Annotated in this window: 17 protein-coding genes, 1 tRNA gene and 1 pseudogene; 14 read left to right on the top strand and 5 right to left on the bottom strand. The window is 72.9% G+C overall.

What is annotated here, in order from left to right; translation table 11 throughout:
• Positions 1–36 precede the first annotated feature (36 nt).
• The 4 genes from Q2K19_RS07405 (at position 37) to Q2K19_RS07390 (ending at position 4,093) form a co-directional block, all read left to right on the top strand.
• Entirely contained in the window at positions 37–993 is a 957-nt protein-coding gene (locus Q2K19_RS07405; protein ID WP_302768745.1) for a 4-(cytidine 5'-diphospho)-2-C-methyl-D-erythritol kinase, read from the top strand.
• Between the two features lie 161 nt (positions 994–1,154).
• On the top strand, positions 1,155–2,954 hold the full coding sequence (locus Q2K19_RS07400) for an ABC-F family ATP-binding cassette domain-containing protein (RefSeq protein WP_302768742.1): 1,800 nt from the start codon (positions 1,155–1,157) through the stop codon (positions 2,952–2,954).
• A gap of 94 nt (positions 2,955–3,048) precedes the next feature.
• Positions 3,049–3,504 carry a DUF4383 domain-containing protein gene (locus Q2K19_RS07395; RefSeq protein WP_302768740.1) on the top strand — a complete coding sequence of 152 codons (456 nt, stop codon included), beginning with the start codon at positions 3,049–3,051 and terminating at the stop codon, positions 3,502–3,504.
• Positions 3,505–3,619: 115 nt separating this feature from the next.
• Positions 3,620–4,093: a DUF4383 domain-containing protein gene (locus Q2K19_RS07390; RefSeq protein ID WP_302768738.1), complete on the top strand. Its 474-nt coding sequence runs from the start codon at positions 3,620–3,622 to the stop codon at positions 4,091–4,093.
• A gap of 6 nt (positions 4,094–4,099) precedes the next feature.
• On the opposite strand, the gene Q2K19_RS07385 is transcribed toward Q2K19_RS07390, so the two are convergent.
• Both Q2K19_RS07385 and Q2K19_RS07380 read right to left on the bottom strand, forming a co-directional pair.
• Complete coding sequence (locus Q2K19_RS07385; RefSeq protein WP_302768735.1) at positions 4,100–4,789, bottom strand: TetR/AcrR family transcriptional regulator; 690 nt, start codon at positions 4,787–4,789, stop codon at positions 4,100–4,102.
• Between the two features lie 40 nt (positions 4,790–4,829).
• Entirely contained in the window at positions 4,830–5,801 is a 972-nt protein-coding gene (locus Q2K19_RS07380; RefSeq protein WP_302768733.1) for an acyl-CoA desaturase, read from the bottom strand.
• Positions 5,802–5,922: 121 nt separating this feature from the next.
• Between Q2K19_RS07380 and Q2K19_RS07375 the strand changes: the two genes are divergently transcribed.
• The 9 genes and pseudogenes from Q2K19_RS07375 to cysN all read left to right on the top strand — a co-directional run bounded on the left by Q2K19_RS07375 (position 5,923) and on the right by cysN (position 14,472).
• Positions 5,923–6,768 carry a helix-turn-helix domain-containing protein gene (locus tag Q2K19_RS07375; RefSeq protein ID WP_302768731.1) on the top strand — a complete coding sequence of 282 codons (846 nt, stop codon included), beginning with the start codon at positions 5,923–5,925 and terminating at the stop codon, positions 6,766–6,768.
• Between the two features lie 30 nt (positions 6,769–6,798).
• Positions 6,799–6,870, top strand: a tRNA-Gln gene (locus Q2K19_RS07370).
• A gap of 173 nt (positions 6,871–7,043) precedes the next feature.
• Positions 7,044–8,513 (top strand): annotated as a pseudogene (glmU, locus tag Q2K19_RS07365) (bifunctional UDP-N-acetylglucosamine diphosphorylase/glucosamine-1-phosphate N-acetyltransferase GlmU).
• A 53-nt stretch (positions 8,514–8,566) separates the two neighbouring features.
• Entirely contained in the window at positions 8,567–9,547 is a 981-nt protein-coding gene (locus Q2K19_RS07360) for a ribose-phosphate diphosphokinase (RefSeq protein ID WP_302768729.1), read from the top strand.
• A 285-nt stretch (positions 9,548–9,832) separates the two neighbouring features.
• Entirely contained in the window at positions 9,833–10,522 is a 690-nt protein-coding gene (locus Q2K19_RS07355) for a 50S ribosomal protein L25/general stress protein Ctc (RefSeq protein ID WP_302768728.1), read from the top strand.
• Positions 10,523–10,683: 161 nt separating this feature from the next.
• Positions 10,684–11,274, top strand: coding sequence for an aminoacyl-tRNA hydrolase (pth, locus tag Q2K19_RS07350; RefSeq protein WP_302768727.1), 591 nt, complete (start codon positions 10,684–10,686; stop codon positions 11,272–11,274).
• Between the two features lie 88 nt (positions 11,275–11,362).
• Positions 11,363–12,196 carry an inositol monophosphatase family protein gene (locus Q2K19_RS07345; RefSeq protein ID WP_302768725.1) on the top strand — a complete coding sequence of 278 codons (834 nt, stop codon included), beginning with the start codon at positions 11,363–11,365 and terminating at the stop codon, positions 12,194–12,196.
• Between the two features lie 63 nt (positions 12,197–12,259).
• Complete coding sequence (gene cysD / locus Q2K19_RS07340; RefSeq protein WP_302768723.1) at positions 12,260–13,171, top strand: sulfate adenylyltransferase subunit CysD; 912 nt, start codon at positions 12,260–12,262, stop codon at positions 13,169–13,171.
• Entirely contained in the window at positions 13,171–14,472 is a 1,302-nt protein-coding gene (gene cysN, locus Q2K19_RS07335) for a sulfate adenylyltransferase subunit CysN (RefSeq protein WP_302768721.1), read from the top strand. Before cysD ends, cysN begins: the two co-directional genes overlap by 1 nt.
• Before the next feature lie 88 nt (positions 14,473–14,560).
• Here the strand turns inward: cysN and Q2K19_RS07330 are convergent, their stop codons facing one another.
• Genes Q2K19_RS07330 through galE form a run of 3 tightly spaced genes read right to left on the bottom strand, consistent with a single transcriptional unit; the run spans position 14,561 to position 17,865 of the window.
• A complete protein-coding gene (locus Q2K19_RS07330; RefSeq protein WP_302768718.1) occupies positions 14,561–15,679 on the bottom strand; it encodes a tetratricopeptide repeat protein in 1,119 nt (372 codons plus the stop codon).
• Positions 15,680–15,739: 60 nt separating this feature from the next.
• Entirely contained in the window at positions 15,740–16,939 is a 1,200-nt protein-coding gene (galK, locus tag Q2K19_RS07325) for a galactokinase (protein ID WP_302768716.1), read from the bottom strand.
• Entirely contained in the window at positions 16,936–17,865 is a 930-nt protein-coding gene (galE, locus tag Q2K19_RS07320) for a UDP-glucose 4-epimerase GalE (protein WP_302772321.1), read from the bottom strand. Before galE ends, galK begins: the two co-directional genes overlap by 4 nt.
• 229 nt (positions 17,866–18,094) lie before the next feature.
• On the opposite strand from galE, the gene Q2K19_RS07315 reads away from it, so the two are divergent.
• Entirely contained in the window at positions 18,095–19,120 is a 1,026-nt protein-coding gene (locus Q2K19_RS07315; protein ID WP_302768714.1) for a hemolysin family protein, read from the top strand.
• The last annotated feature ends 30 nt before the right edge of the window (positions 19,121–19,150 follow it).

Here is a 19,150-nt window from a genome sequence, read left to right as displayed (position 1 = left end):
GTTCGACATCCGCCAGCGCCCGCGGGACATCGCCCCGTGACCGAGGCCTGGCGTCCGGACGACGAGGACGAGCAGCGGCGGCGGGGCGCCAGCGGCCCGGTCAAGGTCCGGGTGCCCGCCAAGGTCAACCTGCACCTCGGGGTGGGCCCGCTGCGCCGCGACGGCTACCACGAGCTGAACACCGTCTACCACGCGATCTCCATCTACGACGAGCTCACCGCCCGGCGGGGCGACACCCTCACCCTCACGATGGAGGGCGAGGGCACCGGTGAGCTGGCCCTGGACGACTCCAACCTGGTGATCCGCGCCGCCCACGCCCTCGCCGGGTACGCGGGGGTGCTGCCGCACGCCCGGCTGCACCTGCGCAAGCAGATCCCGCTCGCCGGCGGGCTCGCCGGGGGCAGCGCCGACGCGGCCGCCGCCCTGGTGGCCTGCGACGCCCTCTGGGGCACCGGGCTGTCCCGGGACCAGTTGGCCGACATCGCCGCCGACCTCGGCTCCGACGTGCCGTTCCTGATCCACGGCGGCACCGCGCTCGGCACCGGCCGGGGCGAGGCGGTCAGCCCGGTGCTGGCCCGCCCCACCTCCTGGCACTGGGTGGTGGCCGTCGCCGACGGTGGCCTCTCCACCCCGGCCGCCTACCGGGAGCTGGACCGGCTCCGCGACGCCGGCAGCGCGGGCGAGCCGCTGGGCAGCACCGACGCGCTGCTCGCCGCGCTGCGCCAGCGCGACCCGCGGGTGCTCGCCGCCGCCCTCGGCAACGACCTCCAGGACGCCGCGCTGACCATGCGCCCCGCGCTGGCCGAGACGCTGAAGGCGGGGGAGGCGGCCGGCGCGCTCGCCGGCCTCGTCTCCGGCTCCGGCCCGACCTGCGTCTTCCTCGCCACCGACGAGGCGCACGCCGCCCGGATCGCCGCCGACCTGGCGACCGCCGGCGTCTGCCGGGAGGCCCGGGTCGCCCACGGCCCGGTCGCCGGAGCGCGCATCGTCTGAACCTCCCGCCCGGGGTGGAACAAATCGGGCGGCAGGGGTGGTTGACCCTCGACGGGGCCGGACGCCCACCGGGCGCACTCCGGTCTCCGCGTACCCTGAGGGGCCAGGCGTCCCGAGGTGCCCGCCGGCACCGGGACGCCTTGATCATGAAAGGTGGGGGAGTGGCCAACATCGTCAACCTGGACCGGGTGTTCAAGGGGTACGGCGCTGCCGGGCCGCTGCTCACCGACGTCTCACTCGGCCTCGACGACGCGGACCGGGTCGGCGTGGTCGGCCTCAACGGCGCCGGCAAGTCCACCCTGCTGCGGCTGCTCACCCGCCTCGAGGAGCCCGACGACGGCCGGGTCACCCACCGCCGCGACCTGCGCGTCTCCTGGCTGCCGCAGACCCTGAACCTGGCCCCGGACGCCACCGTCCGGGACGTGGTGCTCGGCACCGCCTGGCTCGGCGAGAGCATGGGCGCCGAACACGAGTGGGCCGGCGACGCCGGTGTCCGGGCCATCCTCGACGGCCTCGGCATGCCCCACCTCGGCCTCGACGCGCCCGTCGGGCCGATGTCCGGCGGCGAGCGCCGCCGCGTCGCCCTCGCCGCGCTGCTGGTCCGCGACGCCGATCTGCTCATCCTCGACGAGCCCACCAACCACCTCGACGTGGGCGGCGTGGACTGGCTGGCGAAGCACCTGGTCACCCGCAAGGGCGCGCTCGTCGTGGTCACCCACGACCGGTGGTTCCTCGACGCCGTCTGCACCACCACCTGGGAGGTCGCCGACCAGACCGTCCGGGCGTACGAGGGCGGCTTCGCCGCCTGGACCCTCGCCCGCGTCGAGCGACAGCGGATCGCCGCCGCCACCGAGGCCCGCCGACAGAACCTGCTCCGCAAGGAGATCGCCTGGCTGCGCCGCGGCGCGCCCGCCCGCACCTCCAAGCCGAAGTTCCGCATCGAGGCCGCCAACGCGCTCATCGCCGACGTCCCGGAGCCGCGCGACACGATGTCGCTGCAACGGCTCGCCACCGCCCGGCTCGGCAAGCAGGTGTACGACCTCGACCAGGTCACCCTGCACGCCGGCCCGAAGGAGATCCTGGACGACGTGACCTGGCAGGTCGGCCCCGGCGACCGGGTCGCCATCCTCGGCCGCAACGGCGCCGGCAAGACCACCCTGCTGCGGATGCTCGCCGGGGTGAGCCGCCCCGATGGCGGCCGGTTCACCACCGGGCAGACCGTGCGGCCCGCGTTCCTCTCCCAGGAACTCGCCGAACTCCCCGGCCACCTGCGCGTTCTGGAGGCCGTCGAGGAGGTGGCCCGGCGGGTCCAGTTCGGCGACCGGGAGATAAGCGCGGCCCAGCTCGCCGAGATCTTCGGCTTCGACGACCGGCGGCTCTGGACCCCGGTCAGCGACCTCTCCGGTGGCGAGCGCCGGCGGCTGCAGATGCTCCGGCTGCTCGCCGGGGAGCCCAACGTGCTCCTCTTCGACGAGCCCACCAACGACCTGGACACCGACACCCTCGCCGCGCTGGAGGACCTGCTCGACTCCTGGCCCGGCACGATCATCGTGGCCAGCCACGACCGGTACCTCATCGAGCGGGTCACCGACGTCGCGTACGGGATGTTCGGCGACGGGCGACTGGTGCACCTGCCCGGCGGGGTCGACGAGTACCTGGCCCGCGCCGCCGCGGGCCGCGGCCCGGCGCCCGCCGACCTCACCCCGGCCGCGGCCGCGCCGGCCCGCGAGGGCATGTCCGCCGCCGAGGTACGCACCGCCAAGAAGGAGCTCGGCAGGCTGGAACGGCAGGTCGCCAAGCTGGAGCAGAAGGAAGCCACGCTGCTCGAACAGCTCGCCACGCACGCGACCGACTACGCCAAGGTGGCCGAACTGGACGCCCAGCTCAAGGAGCTGCGGGCCGAGCGGGAACGCACCGAGGAGGCCTGGCTGGCCCTCGCCGACGAGCTGCCGGCCGGCTGACCTCGGCATGGGGTGGGGGGTGTGCGGCGTCACACCTCGGCGTACGGGACAATCGCGGGCGACCCCTCACCCGAACGGTCTTGGAGACGCAGAGATGGCCCACACCCCCGTCAACCACCCCGCGCGGCCGGTCTACCGGGCGATCGGCGGGCTCGTTGGTCTGTACCTCGTCGTCTTCGGCGTGCTCGGCATCATCACGAGCGCCGGCAACGACGTGCTCGCCCGGGACGACACCAAGGTCCTCGGCCAGGGCACCAACCTCGGCTTCTCGCTGCTCTCCATCGTGCTCGGGGCCGCGATCCTGATCGGCGTCGCGATCGGCCGCAACCTCGACGTGGCGATCAACCAGTGGCTGGCCTACGTCCTGATGATCCTCGGCCTGGGCGAGCTGGCGTTCCTGCACACCGACGCCAACATCTTCAACTTCTCGATCATGACCGACATCGTCGTTCTGGTCCTCGCCCTGGTGCTCCTGATGGCCGGCATGTACGGCAAGGTGGGCACCGACGACGAGCACGAGGCGTGGCAGAAGGCCCGCCTGGTGCTCTGACCAGCAACCATCCGAAGGCCCGGCGCACGCCGGGCCTTCGGCGTTTTCCGGGGACGGGGCGGGGCGCTGCGGGTGACAATTGCCCCGAATCGGTCACTTGGCTGGAGGGGTCCCCATGGCGCACATCCCGGTGAACCATCCCGCGCGGCCGATCTACCGCGTCCTTTCCGGGTTGATCGGGCTCTACATTCTGATCTTCGGCGTGTTCGGAACGTTCCTGACCTGGGGCGACGGGCTCTTCAGCCGGGATGGCAACTGGGCCCTCGGACTCCGCACCAACCTGGCGTTCTCGCTCGTCTCCGTCGTGTTCGGCGCGTTCCTGCTGATCGGGGCGTCCCGTCGCACCAACCTGGGGCACTACATGAACCTGACCGCCGGGGCGGTCTTCCTGCTCACCAGCATCCTGATGATGGCCGTGCTGCAGACCCCGGCGAACTTCCTCAACTTCTCGATGTCGACGGTCATCGTGTCGATGCTGTTCGGGCTGATCCTGCTCGGCACCGGCCTCTACGACAAGATCGGCTCGGCCGAGCACGCCGAGGACGAACGGCGGCGGCGCAACCACAGCATCGCCGAGGCCAACCGCTGAGCCCGGTCAGCCCGACTTGCCGCGGAGCGTGATCAGGCCCGGCTTCGCCTCCAGGTGCGACAGGCCGTTCCAGGCCAGGTTCACCAGGTGCGCCGCCACCGTCTCCTTGCGCGGCTTGCGCACCTCCAGCCACCAGCGCCCGGTCAGCGCCACCATGCCCACCAGCGCCTGCGAGTACAGCTCCGCCAGCTTCGGGTCGTAGCCCCGGCTGGAGAACTCTGCGCCCAGGATGTGCTCCACCTGATGCGCCACGTCGTTCATCACGCTGCTGAAGTTGCCCGTCGCCGACATCAGCGGCGACTCCCGGACCAGCACCCGGAACCCGCTGGTCTCCTCCTCGATGTACGTCAGCAGCGTCAACGCCGCCTGCTCCAGCAACTCCCGAGGGTGCCCCGCGGTCAGCGCCGTGGTGATCCGGTCCAGCAGCGAGCGGACCTCCCGGTCCACCACCACCGCGTAGAGCCCCTCCTTGCCACCGAAGTGCTCGTACACCACCGGCTTGGACACCTTGGCCCGGGCGGCCACCTCCTCGATCGACGTGGCGTCGAACCCCCGCTCGGCGAAGATCTGCCGAGCGATCGAGATCAACTGCTCACGGCGCTGCGCCGCAGACATCCGTACCCGGGAGGAGGGCTTGGCGGCCGGGACCGCGCGCCGCCGGGCGGTGCTGGCGTCGTTGCCGGGAACCTCGGTCACCCGGCCATCCTGCCAGGCCGGCGTCCGATGGATCGACCGGTCACCGCGCCGGCCGGCCGCGCACCCGCCCCCGGCCGACCAGTTTGGCGTCGATCCGCTCCGGTCTCGGCCACCGGACCGCCCACGCCGCCCCGATCTTCTCCAGCAACCAGATCACCCGCGCCGACGGGTCGAGCTGACCGCGCAGCACCCCGTGCCGGGCGCTGGTGGGCTCCGCGTGGTGCAGGTTGTGCCAGCTCTCCCCGAACGACAGCAGCGCCAGCGGCCAGAAGTTCGACGCCCGGTCGCCCTGGCGGACCGCGAACGGCCGCTCCCCGTACACATGGCAGACCGAGTTGATCGACCAGGTCACGTGGTGCAGCAGCGCGATCCGGACCAGCCCGCCCCAGAAGAACGCGGTCAGCGCGCCCTGCCACGACCAGGTGAGCAACCCGCCCATCGCCGCCGGCCCGAGCAGCGAGAGCGCCACCAGCGCCGGGAAGAGCCGGTCGACCCGCCGGGTGGCCGAATCGCCGAGCAGGTCCGGGGCGAACCGCTCGCGGTTGGACAGCTCCCGGTCGAACAGCCAGCCGACGTGCGCGTGGAACAACCCCCGGGCCAGTCCGCCCACGCTCGCCCCGAACCGCCACGGCGAGTGCGGGTCACCCTCCAGATCGGAGAAGGCGTGGTGCCGGCGGTGGTCCGCCACCCACTGGATGATCTCGCCCTGCACCGCGAACGACCCGGCGACCGCCAGGCCCACCCGCAGCCACGGCTTCGCCTTGAAGGAACCGTGGGTGAAGTAACGGTGGTAGCCGACCGTGATGCCGAGCCCGGAGAGCACGTACCAGAAGACGGCCACGAGCACGTCCGTCCAGCCGAGCCAGCCGCCCCAGGCCACCGGGACGGCGGCGAGCAGGGCCAGGAACGGGACGAGCACGAACGCCCACAGGGCGACCAGGATGCCTCGGGACTGGTGTCCCTGGGTCAGCGGCTTCGGCCCGGTGTCCGGGCCGGTCAGGGCGGTCGACATGGCACCTCCCAACGAAACGGGCTACGCCTACGTCACCGTAACCAGGGGACGCCTTGATCGCAGCGGACACTTTCGTTCGTGAATGGACGGAGCTGTCGTACGCGCGTTCTAACCTCTCACCGTGACTGATCCGCTCGCCGTCGAGGCGCGCCGCCTGCGCGTCGAGGAGCAGCTCTCCGTCCGTGAGATCCAGGCCCGGCTGGGCATCGGCCGTGACCGCGTCTACGCACTGCTGCGCGGGGTCCCGCCGCCGGAGTGGACCCGCCGGCCGAACGCCAAGGACGCACTACGGGCCGAGGCGGTGCGGTTGCGCGCCAACGGCCGGTCGGTCAACGAGATCGCGGGGCGGCTCGGCGTGGCGAAGTCGACCGCGTACCAGTGGGTCAAGCATCTGCCGCTGGATCCGGACGAGGCGGCGGCGGAGCGGCGGCGGGCGCACTCGAAGGTGATGACCGAGGCCCGGTGGGGCGCATACCGAGCGGCGCGGGACGCGGCGCAGGCAGCCGAACACGCCCGGGCCGCCGATGGCGTCGGCGGACTCGACGAGCGGGCGCTGTTGCTGCTCGGCGCGGCGATCTACTGGTGTGAGGGCGCCAAGTCGAAGCCGTGGCGCCGGGCCGAGAAGGTGCAGTTCATCAACAGCGATCCCGGACTGCTGGCGTTGTTCCTCAGCTTTCTTGAGGCCTGTGGAGTCGACCGTTCGGGGCCGACGTACCGGGTGAGCATCCACGAGTCGGCCGATGCCGAGGCGGCGGTCCGTTGGTGGCGGGAGAGGCTGCGGCTGCCCGCGGATCGGTTCCAGCGCTCGGCGCTCAAGCGGCACAACCCGGTGACCGTGCGCCAGAACACGGGTGACGACTACCATGGCTGTCTGGTGATCTCCGTGCCGCGCAGTCGTGCGCTCTATTGGCGAATCGAAGGTATGATCGCCGAGCTGTTCCGGCTCGTGGATGGTGAACAAGCCTGAATTGGTGGCCGGTAGGTCTTGACGCGGCAATGGGGTGTGGGGTAACGGCAACCCGCAGGCCTTTGGAGCCTTGAGCTCCTGGTTCGAATCCAGGCACCCCAGCTCAGTCGCAGTTTTGGCAGGCGGGTGAGACCATTTGTGCGGCCGGATGCGAATTGCCCACGGCCGCGTGGTTAGCATGGCCGCGAGACTGTCGCCGTCCCGACGGGAGCCACGTCGTGTCCCAGCCCCACCTCCGCACCGTTGTCGTGCTCGCCGCCGGTGAGGGCAAGCGGATGAAGTCTGCCCTGCCCAAGGTGCTGCACCCGCTGCTCGGTCGTACCCTCCTCGGTCACGTGCTGGCCGCGGCCGCGCCGCTGGCCGCGGACCGCACCGTGGTGGTGGTCGGGCACGGCGCCGACCAGGTCGGCGCACACCTGGCCGAGATCGCGCCGGAAGCCACCCCGGTGCTCCAGGAGCGGCAGCTCGGCACCGGTCACGCGGTGCGGATCGCGCTGGACGCCGTCCCGGAGGTCGCCGGCACCGTCGTGGTGATCAACGGCGACGTGCCGCTGCTGCGGCCGGAGACCGTGGCGGTGCTGGTCGAGGCGCACGAGGGCGCCGGCGCGGCGGCCACCGTGCTGGCCGCCGAGGTGCCCGACCCGACCGGCCTGGGCCGGATCGTGCGGGACGCGGACGGCCGGCTGGAGCAGATCGTCGAGGAGCGCGACGCCACCCCCGAGCAGCGCGCGCTGCGGGAGATCAACGCGGGCATCTACGCGTTCGACGTGGCCCGGCTGCGGGACGCGCTGGGCAAGCTCTCCACCGACAACGACCAGGGCGAGGAGTACCTGACCGACGTCTTCGGCCTGCTCCGGGACGCCGGAGAGCCGGTGGCGGTGCACTGCGCCGCGGACCACGTGGAGACGCTGGGCTGCAACGACCGGGTCGAGCTGGCCGGGCTGCGCCGGCTGCTGCGGGACCGGGTGAACGACGGCTGGATGCGGACCGGGGTGAGCATCCTGGACCCGCACACCACCTGGATCGATGTGACGGTGACCGTCGAGCGGGACGCGGTGATCGACCAGAACACGCAGCTGCAGGGCGCGACGGTGGTCGGCGCCGGGGCCACCGTGGGGCCGGACACCACGCTGATCGACACCACGGTGGGCGCGGGCGCCAGCGTGCTGCGCAGCCACGCGGTCGGCGCCGAGGTGGGCCCGGAGGCGAGCGTCGGGCCGTACGCGTACCTGCGGCCGGAGTCGCGGCTGGGGCGCAAGGCGAAGGTCGGCACGTTCGTGGAGACGAAGAAGGCGTCGATCGGCGAGGGCTCGAAGGTGCCGCACCTGTCGTACGTGGGGGACGCGACGATCGGCGAGCACAGCAACATCGGCGCGGCGACGGTGTTCGTGAACTACGACGGGGTGAAGAAGCATCACACCACGATCGGCAGCCACGCGCGTACCGGGGCGGACAACATGTTCGTGGCCCCGGTGCGGGTGGGCGACGGGGCGTACACCGCGGCCGGCTCGGTGATCATCTCGGACGTGCCGGCGGGTGCGATGGCGGTGGCCCGGGGCCAGCAGCGCAACGTGGAGGGCTGGGTGCTGCGCAAGCGGGCCGGCACGGCGGCCGCGGAGGCGGCGGAGCGGGCCCGCGAGGGTGCGTCGGATGAGGCCGGAGCCGCAAGCGAAGGTGACTGAATCCACGGGGTGCCGGACGCCGTGGGTGGAGCGGTGAACGCGGGGGATACTGCAACCGAATAGTCCCCGGCTCCACCGCCGCCGGGAACCACCGACATACGGGAGCAGACGGGCCCATGGGCAGCATCGTCGCCGAAAACCGCAAGAGCCTGATGCTCTTCTCCGGACGTGGCTTTCCGGAGCTGGCCAAGGAGATCGGTGAGGTGCTCGGCGTCCCGCCGACCCCCTCCGACTCGTACGAGTTCGCCAACGGTGAGCTCTTCGTGCGCTTCAAGGACTCGGTTCGCGGCTCGGACGCCTTCGTGGTGCAGTCCGTGACGCACGGGGTCAACACCTGGGTCATGGAGACCCTGATCATGGTCGACGCGCTGAAGCGCGGTTCGGCCAAGCGGATCACCGTGGTGCTGCCGTACTACCCGTACTCGCGGCAGGACAAGAAGCACCGCGGCCGGGAGCCGATCTCCGCGCGGCTGGTGGCCGACCTGCTGAAGACGGCGGGCGCGAACCGGATCCTGACGGTGGACCTGCACACCGCGCAGATCCAGGGCTTCTTCGACGGCCCGGTGGACCACCTGTTCGCGATGGACGTGCTCGCGGAGTACGTGGAGCACCGGTACGCGGGCCGGCCGATGACCGTGGTGGCACCGGACTCGGGCCGGGTGCGGGTGGCCGAGCGGTGGACGGACCGGCTGGGTGGCTGCCCGCTGGCCTTCATCCACAAGACCCGGGACCCGCTGAAGCCGAACCAGGTGGTGGCGAACCGGGTGGTCGGTGAGGTCGAGGGCCGGGTCTGCCTGATCGTCGACGACATGATCGACACCGGCGGCACGATCACCAAGGCCGCCGACATCCTGAAGGAGTCGGGCGCGGCGGAGATCGTGGTCGCCTCGACCCACGCGCTGCTGTCGGACCCGGCGACCGAGCGGCTGAAGAACAGCCCGATCAGCGAGGTCGTGGTGACCAACACGCTGCCGTTGCCGCCGGAGAAGCAGCTCGACAAGATCACCGTGCTGTCGATCGCCCCGCTGCTGGCGCGGGCGATCCGGGAGGTCTTCGACGACGGCTCGGTGACCACCCTCTTCGGCGGTCTGAGCTGAGGTGGCGCTCCGGTCGCCGGCGGCTCGCCGGCGACCGGACGGTTGGCCCGCGGGCCGGCCGCGGCGGTGATGTGGGGACTGCCGGATAGCCGGGAAATCGCTCGGGTAGACTAGTGCGGTTGCCACGGCGAGGGTGCCCGGCGGGCCGCTGAAAAGCACCGCACGGAGGCGCCGTCATCGACGCGGTGCTCCGGGCAGTCGTTCATGACGCATGAGCCCCAGCGAGCCCCTCGCCCAGCACCGCCAGTCGACAAGCAGCCGCAGCGAAGCATCAGGAGTTTCCCCGTGTCCGAGGTAAAGATCAGCGCCGAGCCCCGTACCGAGTTCGGCAAGGGTGGTGCCCGTCGTACCCGCCGGGCCGGCAAGGTGCCCGCCGTGCTGTACGGCCACGGCGAGAAGCCCAAGCACATCGCGCTCCCGGCGCGTGAGTTCGCCGCGGCGATCCGCAAGGGCGGCGCGAACCAGCTCTTCGCGATCGAGGTGAGCGACGGCACCCAGGTGCTGGCGCTGCCGAAGGCGATCCAGCGTGACCCGATCAAGGACACCTTCGAGCACGTCGACCTGCTGCTGGTCCGCCGTGGCGAGAAGGTCACCGTCGAGGTCCCGGTCCAGCTGACCGGTGAGCCGGCGCAGGACACCCTGATCGTGCACGACCACGACACCCTGTCGGTGACCGCCGACGCCACCAAGGTGCCGGACCACCTGGAGGCCTCGATCGACGGTGCCGTGCCGGGCGTCCAGGTCACCGCCGGTGACGTGGCGCTGCCGGCCGGCGTCGAGCTGGCCGCCGACCCGGAGCTGCCGGTCGCCACGGTGACCGCCGCCCCGACCGCCGAGCAGCTCGAGGCCACCCTCCCCGAGGTCGAGGTGGCCGAGGAGGAGGCGGAGGCCGAGGTTGGCGAGGAGACCGCCGAGGCTGCCGAGGGCACTCCGGCCGAGGGCGAGCCGGCTGCCGAGGAGAAGACCGAGGCCTGATCGGTCCGCAGGCTGTGCCGACAGGCGTCCCCGGTTTCCGGGGGCGCCTGTCGGCGTATCGGGCTGGCCGCCCGGGTGGCGGCGCGCGGGCGGGTGGCGGGTCGTGGCGCGGCGGTGGCCGCGCCGAGCTGGGGTCGGCGACATGACGGAAGGGACGTGGCGTGACGGACGAGGCGGGGCCGTGGCTGGTGGTCGGCCTGGGCAACCCCGGCCGGGAGTACGCGGGTAACCGGCACAACGTCGGCTTCCTGGTGGCCGAGCTGCTGGCCAGCCGGATGGGCGCGAAGCTCGGGCGGCACAAGCGGGCGGTGGCGGAGGTCGCCGAGGGGCGGCTGGGCTTCGGCGGCCCGAAGCTGGTGCTGGTCAAGCCGCTGACCTACATGAACCTCTCCGGCGGCCCGGTGGTCGCGCTGGCCCAGTTCCACAAGATCCCGCCGGCCCGGGTGATCGCGGTGCACGACGAGCTGGACATTCCGTACGGGCAGGTGCGGGTGAAGTGCGGCGGCGGTGAGGGCGGGCACAACGGCCTACGGTCGATGTCGAAGTCGCTGGGCACGAAGGACTACGTCCGGGTGCGGTTCGGCATCGGCCGGCCGCCGGGGCGGCAGGATCCGGCGGACTTCGTGCTGTCGGACTTCTCCTCGGCCGAGCGCAAGGAGCTGGAGTTTCTGGTGGACCGGGCGGCGGACGTGGTGGAGTCGGTGGTCACCCGCGGGGTGGAGCCGACCCAGAACCTCTACCACGGGGCGTGACCTCGGGCGGGGCTACGGTCCGCGGCGGGTTGCGGCCGGTAGTCTGCGCCTTTCTGGCGGCGACGCGAGCGACGGGAGCGGAAGACCCATGGCCAATCCTCCGATGATCGACGGCGCCTTCGCCCGCTGGCTGGCGGCGCGGGCCGGGCAGGCGCTGATGAACCTGCGTGCGGAGCTGGGCTTCGCCGATCCGGGGGCGTTGAAGTCGGCCGGGGACAAGGTCTCGCACGACCTGATCCGTACCGAGCTGGCGAAGTGGCGCCCGGCCGACGCGGTGCTCTCGGAGGAGGACGAGGGTTCGCGGCTGGCCTGGACGGCGGAGGTGAGCAGCGAGGCGGTGTCCCGGCTCGCCGCCGACCGGGTGTGGATCATCGATCCGCTGGACGGCACCCGCGAGTTCGCCGAGGAGGGCCGCTCGGACTGGGCGGTGCACGTGGCGCTCTGGGCGCGGCACGCGCCGACCCCGCACGGCCTGGTGGCGGGGGCGGTGGGGCTACCGGCGCAGCACCGGGTGCTGGGCACGGACTACCCGCCGGCGTACCCGCCGATGACCCTGGAGGCGGCGACCTCGGGCGGCGCGCGGACGCTGCGCCTGGCGGCCAGCCGCAGCCGGCCGCCGGTGTTCCTCACCGATCTGGCCGAGGATGTGGGCGCGCACCTGGTGCCGATGGGTTCGGCGGGGGCGAAGATCGCCGCGGTGGTGACCGGTGAGGTGGACGCGTACATCCACGCCGGCGGCCAGTACGAGTGGGACTCGGCGGCGCCGGTGGCTGTGGCGACGGCCACCGGGCTGCACGCTTCCCGGATCGACGGTTCTGCGCTGAAATACAACGAGGCCGACCCGCGCCTGCCGGACCTGTTGGTCTGTCGCAAGGATCTCGCCAGTCGGTTGCTTGCAGCGTTGCAGCGTCATTCCGGGTAGCCTGAACGTCTTCTTGACGAGTCCGACCGGAAAGGTCTGGAATTCCATGAACGGATTCGTGCCGTGACGTCCCCGGCCGCGTACCAGGTCTCCCACCTCGACGCGCTGGAGGCGGAGAGCATCTTCGTGATGCGCGAGGTCGTCGCCGAGATGGAGCGGCCCGTGCTGCTCTTCTCCGGCGGCAAGGACTCGATCGTGATGCTGCGGTTGGCCCAGAAGGCGTTCGCCCCGGCCAACATCCCCTTCCCGGTGATGCACGTCGACACCGGGCACAACTTCCCCGAGGTCATCGAGTACCGGGACCAGCGGGTCGCCGAGTTGGGCCTGCAGCTCCTGGTGGCCAGCGTGCCGGAGGCCCTGGCTTCGGGCCTGGTCCGCGAGTCGGCGGACGGGATGCGCAACCGGATCCAGACCCCGGTGCTGCTCGACGCGGTGGAGAAGCACCGCTTCGACGCGCTCTTCGGCGGCGCCCGGCGGGACGAGGAGAAGGCCCGGGCCAAGGAGCGGATGTTCAGCTTCCGCGACGAGTTCGGCCAGTGGGACCCGAAGAACCAGCGGCCCGAGCTGTGGGCGCTCTACAACGGCCGGCACCACCCGGGCGAGTCGATCCGGGTCTTCCCGCTGTCCAACTGGACCGAGCTGGACGTCTGGCACTACATCGCCCGGGAGCGCATCCCGCTGCCGTCGATCTACTACGCGCACGAGCGTGAGGTGATCGAGCGGGACGGCATGCTCTACGCGGTCAACGAGTTCATCCGGCCCAAGGCGGGCGAGGAGCGGTTCAAGGCGCAGGTGCGCTACCGGACCGTGGGCGACGCCTCCTGCACCGCGGCCGTCCGCTCCGAGGCGGACACGGTGGAGAAGGTGATCGAGGAGGTGGCCGCCACCCGGATCACCGAGCGCGGCGCGACCCGCGGCGACGACCGGGTCAGCGAGGCCGCCATGGAGGACCGCAAGCGGGAGGGCTACTTCTGATGAGCGTGGAGACGCTGGCACCGGCCGAGGCGGAAGCAACCCGGCCGATGGACCTGCTGCGGTTCGCCACCGCCGGCAGCGTCGACGACGGCAAGTCGACGCTGATCGGCCGGCTGCTGTACGACACGAAGTCGCTCTTCACCGACCAGCTCGCCGCGGTCGAGGCGGTCAGCGCGGCCCGGGGGGACGAGTACACCAATCTGGCGCTGCTCACCGACGGCCTGCGGGCGGAGCGGGAGCAGGGCATCACCATCGACGTGGCGTACCGCTACTTCGCCACGCCGCGGCGGAAGTTCATCATCGCCGACACCCCCGGGCACATCCAGTACACCCGGAACATGGTCACCGGCGCCTCCACCGCCGACCTGGCGTTGATCCTGGTGGACGCCCGCAAGGGCTTGGTGGAGCAGTCCCGCCGGCACGCGTTCCTCTGCTCGCTGCTGCGGGTGCCGCACCTGGTCCTCTGCGTCAACAAGATGGACCTGGTCGACTGGTCGGAGGAGGTCTTCGAGCGGATCGCCGACGAGTTCACCGCGTTCGCGGCGAAGCTCGACGTGCCGGACCTGACCGTCGTCCCGGTCTCCGCGCTCAAGGGCGACAACATCGTCTCCCGCTCGGCGAACATGCCGTGGTACGAGGGGCCGTCGCTGCTGCACCACCTGGAGCGGGTACACATCGCCTCCGACCGCAACCTGGTCGACGTGCGCTTCCCGGTGCAGTACGTGATCCGCCCGCAGTCCACCACCGTCACCGACTACCGGGGGTACGCCGGCCAGGTGGCCTCGGGCGTGCTCAAGCCCGGCGACGAGGTGATGGTGCTGCCGTCCGGCTTCACCAGCCGGATCGCCGCGGTGGAGACGGCCGATGGCCCGGTGGCCGAGGCGTTCCCGCCGATGTCGGTGACGGTGCGGCTGACCGACGAGATCGACATCTCCCGGGGCGACATGATCTGCCGGCCGAACAACGCCCCGGCGGTCGCGCAGGACATCGAGGCGATGGTCTGCTGGATGGACGAGACCCGTCCGCTGCAGGTCGGCGGCAAGTACGCGATCAAGCACACCACCCGCTCGGCGCGGGCGATCGTGCGCGGGCTGCACTACCGGCTGGACATCAACTCGCTGCACCGGGACGAGTCGGCCGGCGAGCTGAAGCTCAACGAGATCGGCCGGGTCCGGCTGCGCACGACCCTGCCGCTGCTCGCCGACGAGTACCGCCGCAACCGCACCACCGGCGGCTTCGTCATCATCGACGAGACCACCAACCGCACGGTCGGCGCCGGCATGATCGTCGAAGCGAGCTGAGCCGCCGTCTGGGCGCTGATTCACCGAAAGAGTGGCCATTCCGGCGGGGATGGCCACTCTCTCCGTCAGAGAGGCCGCTTGGGGGCGTTCAGGTGGCGGCCGGGATGCGGTGGGCGACGAGGCGCCCCCAGGCGGCGTAGCCGAGGCGGCGCAGGGCTAGAGCTGCCCGGCGGCGGAGCTGCCGCCAGAGGCGGACCGCCAGCACCGCCGTGACCGGGAGCAGCGGCAGGGCCGCGGCCCCGGCCGCCGGGCTGTCCGCCTGCGGGGCCAGGCCGCCGAGCACCAGCGAGGCGAGCGCCGCCAGCACGAGCAGCAGCCCGGGCACCGCCGCCGCGGCGCGGGCCCAGCGGCGCAGCTGCCGGCGTACCGGGTCGGGCTGCCGCCGCCAGGCGTGCCAGGTCGCGCCGGCGAGGGCCACCAGCATCACGGCGGCCACCACCGGTCGGACGCCGGTGGGCACCGGGTCGACGAGCGCGAACCCCGACCAGTACGCGAGGGCGGCCAGCGCCGCGACGTCGAAGAGTCGCCAGCCCAGCGCCAGGGAGACCACCTCGTGGGCGGTCAGATTCCAGCTGGCGCCCGGGTTCGCGGCGAGGGCGTCGCCGAAGCCGCGGGCGGCGGCGCTCGTCCGGTCCCGCTCCGCGGCGAACCTCGCCAGCTCGCGCAGCGCCGGCTCGAACCCGGGGTCGACGGCGAGGGCCCGGCCGCAGGCCTCCCGGGCCGCGCGGAGCCGGCCCATCCGGGCGTGCAGCCGGGCGTCCAGCACGTGCAGTTCGGCGTGGTCGGGGGCAAGTTCCAGGGCGTCGTCGGCGTGCCGCCGGGCGGCCAGCACCCGGTTGGGGTTGCCCATCTGGAGCAGGGACTCGGCCATGAGGCCGTGGTGTTCCCAGGTGCGGGGCGCGAGTTCCAGGGCCCGCTGGGCGGCCGCCGCCGCGAACCGGGGCTCGTCGGCGGCGAGGAAGATGCGGGCCTTCTCCGCGTAGAGGTGCTGCGGCGCCGCGCTCCGGCCCAGCGCCCGGTCCACCAGCCGGTTCGCCTCGGCGAGCTGGCCCAGCTCGCGATGGCAGCGGGCCAGCTGCAGCAGCAGCCCGGCGTGCTCGGGCTGCCCGGCCAGCGCCTCACGCAGCAGCCGCGCCGCCTCGGCGGGCCGGCCCACCTGGATCAGCGCCTGCGCCCGCTGCTGGGCAGCCACCCCGATGTCGCTCACCGTGCCTCCCCCTCCGTCGCGGCCACCCACCCTACCGACCGTCCGGATCGGACGGTCGGCTCAGTCGAGGCGGGTGGCGCCGCCGGCCGGGAGGACGGTGACGGTGCCGGGGGCGGCGAAGCCACGCTCGGCGTACGCGGCGGTCACGGCGGCCGCCACGGCGTCGGCGGCGGCCGCGTCGACCAGCGCCAGCACGCACCCGCCGAAACCGCCGCCGGTCATCCGGGCCCCGTGCGCCCCGGCGGCCAGGGCCGCGTCCACCGCCGTGTCGATCTCCGGCACGGTGATCTCGAAGTCGTCCCGCATCGAGGCGTGCGAGGCGGTCAGCAGCGGGCCGATGTCGCGTACCCGGCCGGCCCGCAGCAACGCCACCGTGTCGAGCACCCGCTGGTCCTCGGTGACCACGTGCCGGACCCGGCGGCGGGTCTCGTCGTCGGGCAGGCCGGCCAGCGCCGCGTCGAGGTCGGCGGCGGCCACGTCGCGCAGGGCCGGCACCCCGAGGGCCTGCGCTGCCCGCTCGCAGGTCTTGCGCCGGGCGGCGTACTCGCCGTCGGCGTGCCGGTGCGGGGCCCGGCTGTCGATCACGAGCATGGCCAGCCCGGCGGCGTCCAGGTCGAACGGGATCTGTTCGACCTGCTCGGTGCGGCAGTCCAGGAAGAGGGCGTGGCCCCGGCGGCCCCGGATCACCGCCGACTGGTCCATGATCCCGGTGGGCGCGCCGACGTAGTCGTTCTCGGCCCGCTGGGCGAGCCGCGGCCACCGCTCGGCCGGCAGGTCCAGCCCACCCAGCTCGACCAGGGCGGCCAGCACCGCGGCCTCGACGGCCGCCGAGGAGGAGAGGCCGGAGCCGACCGGCACGTCGGAGGCGATGGCGAGCCGGGCGCCGGGCACCGGGAGGCCGGCGGCCCGCAGCGCCCAGACCACCCCGGCCACGTAGGCGGCCCAGCCGGTGACCCGGCCGGGCTCGTCGGCCTCGGCCGGCCCGAACTCCACCGGGTCGTCGTCCAGCTCCGACCAGACCGTCCAGCGTTCGTCCTCCCGGGCCGCCGCGGCGACCACGGTACGCAGCGGCAGCGCGAACGGGAGCACGAAGCCGTCGTTGTAGTCGGTGTGCTCGCCGATCAGGTTGACCCGGCCGGGAGCCGCCCAGCGGCCCGCCGGCTCCCCGCCGTACCGCTGTTGGAAGCCGGCGGTGGCGCGGGCGGCGAGGTCGCCCGACGGCGCGGTCGGCGTGGCGGCGGGCGCGGTGGGGCCGCTCACCGCTGTCCCAGGACGTGCTCGCGGTAGAACGCCCAGGCGTCGGCGACCATGTCCTGGAGGGTGGGCTTGGCCGGCACCCAGCCCAGCTCGGTGCGGGCCCGCTCGGCGGAGGCGACCAACTCGGCGGGGTCGCCCTCGCGGCGCGGGGCCACCTCGACCGGCACGGGGTGGCCGGTGACCTCGCGGACCACCTCGATCACCTGCCGGTTGGTGAAGCCGTTGCCGTTGCCGAGGTTGTAGATCCGGTGCCGGCCGGGGGTGGCGGCGGCGAGCGCCAGCAGGTGCGCCCGGGCGAGGTCCGCCACGTGGATGTAGTCGCGGACGCAGGTGCCGTCGGGGGTGGGGTAGTCGTCCCCGAAGAGCTGCAGCTTCTCGCGGCGGCCGGCGGCCACGTCGAGGGCGAGCGGGATGAGATGGGTCTCCGGGTCGTGCCGCTCGCCGATGGCCTGCCCGTCGTGCAGGTACGCGCCGGCGACGTTGAAGTAGCGCAGCGAGACGGCGGCCAGGTCGTGCGCGACCGCCTCGGAGGTGAGCGCCATGTCGACGGCCAGCTTCGTCGCCCCGTAGGTGTTGGTGGGGGCCTGCACGGCGGTCTCCGGGATGGGCACCTGGGTGGGGTTGCCGTAGACCGCGGCGGTGGAGGAGAAGACCAGTCGGGGCACCCGGGCGGCGCGGACCGCGTCGAGCAGGGCGAGCGAGCCGATCGTGTTGGTCCGCCAGTAGAGCTCCGGCTTGACCATCGACTCGCCGGCGGCGATCAGCGCGGCGAAGTGCAGCACGCCGTCGAAGCCGGCGTCGGGGGTGAGCACCCGGGCGGCCTCGTGGATCGGCAGGTCGACGTGGGTGGCCTCGGGGGCGAGGGCTGCCCGGTGCCCGGTGCGCAGGTCGTCCAGGACGGTGACCTCGTGGCCGTCGTCGAGCAGCATCCGGGTCACCACACTGCCGATGTAGCCGGCGCCGCCGGTGACGAGCAGTTTCACGTCGGGTCCTCCCTGCCTGGCCGGGCCCCGCGCCGGCCGTCCGTCGATCACCCTAGGGCCGCCGGCTGTGCCTCCGCTGCCTGCGACACACCGTTATTTCACCATGATCCGCCATGATTGAACAGATACGAACATTGCCCCGACCCGGCGGCGAGTGCTGTTTACCATCCTTCTCATGCGGGAGGCAGGTGGTCCCGGACTCCGGCGCCGGCCGCCGGGGCGACCACGACGCGAGCCGGGCCCCGTCGCCCGGACCGTCGCCCGGCTGGTGGTCCGCGCCGCCGACGGCGCGACCCGCCTGGTCACCGCCCTGCTCGGGGCCAGCCCCACCGCCGGCCGGGAGCGGATCACCGAGGCCGAGCTGCGCGACCTGGTCGCCGCGAACACCGTGCTCGACCCGGACGAACGCCGGATCATCGACGAGGTGCTGGTGGCCGGGGCCCGCCTGGTCCGCGAGGTGATGGTGCCGCGTACCGAGGTCGTGTTCCTCTCCGCGGGGCTCACCCTCGACGAGGCGGAACGGCTGGTCCGCACGGAGACACACACCCGCTACCCGGTGGTCGACGGCACCCACGACGACGTGGTCGGCTTCGTCCACCTGCGGGACGTGCTGCTCCGCCCGAACCCCGACCGGTGGGCCACCGTCGGGGAGCTGACCCGCGAGGTGAAACAGCTCCCGGGCAGCAAGCGGGTGCTCGCCGCGCTCACCGAGATGCGCCGGGAGGGCCACCACCTCGCCGTGGTGGTGGACGAGTACGGCGGCACGGCCGGCATCGTCACCTGCGAGGACCTGGTCGAGGAGCTGGTCGGGGAGATCCACGACGAGCACCACGCCCCACCCGACCCGGCGCACGCCGGCCTGCCCGCCGTGGTCGACGGCCGGCTCAACCTGGCCGACTTCGCCGAGCGCACCGGGGTGCCGCTGCCCGTCGGGCCGTACGAGACGGTCGGCGGGTTCGTGATGGCGGCCCTGGGCCGGCTGCCGGTCGCCGGCGACGAGGTTCCGGTGGCCTCCGGCCCGGACGGCCTGGCCGAGCCCGACCCGGACGACCCGCCGGGCGGCTGGCTGCTGCGGGTGCTCGCCCTGGAGGGGCGGCGGGTGTCCCGGCTCGCGGTCTCCGCCGTGCGCCTGCCCGAGCAGCGGCGCGAGGCCAACGCCCCGGTCACGACCGCCGACCGCCGACCCGCCGGCCCGTCATGACGTCCACCGGGCCTTGCTGACAGAATTGCC

The organism is Micromonospora sp. NBRC 110009 (genome assembly GCF_030518795.1).
Classification (GTDB): Bacteria; Actinomycetota; Actinomycetes; order Mycobacteriales; family Micromonosporaceae; genus Micromonospora.
This window is presented reverse-complemented; position numbering and strand designations above follow the sequence as displayed.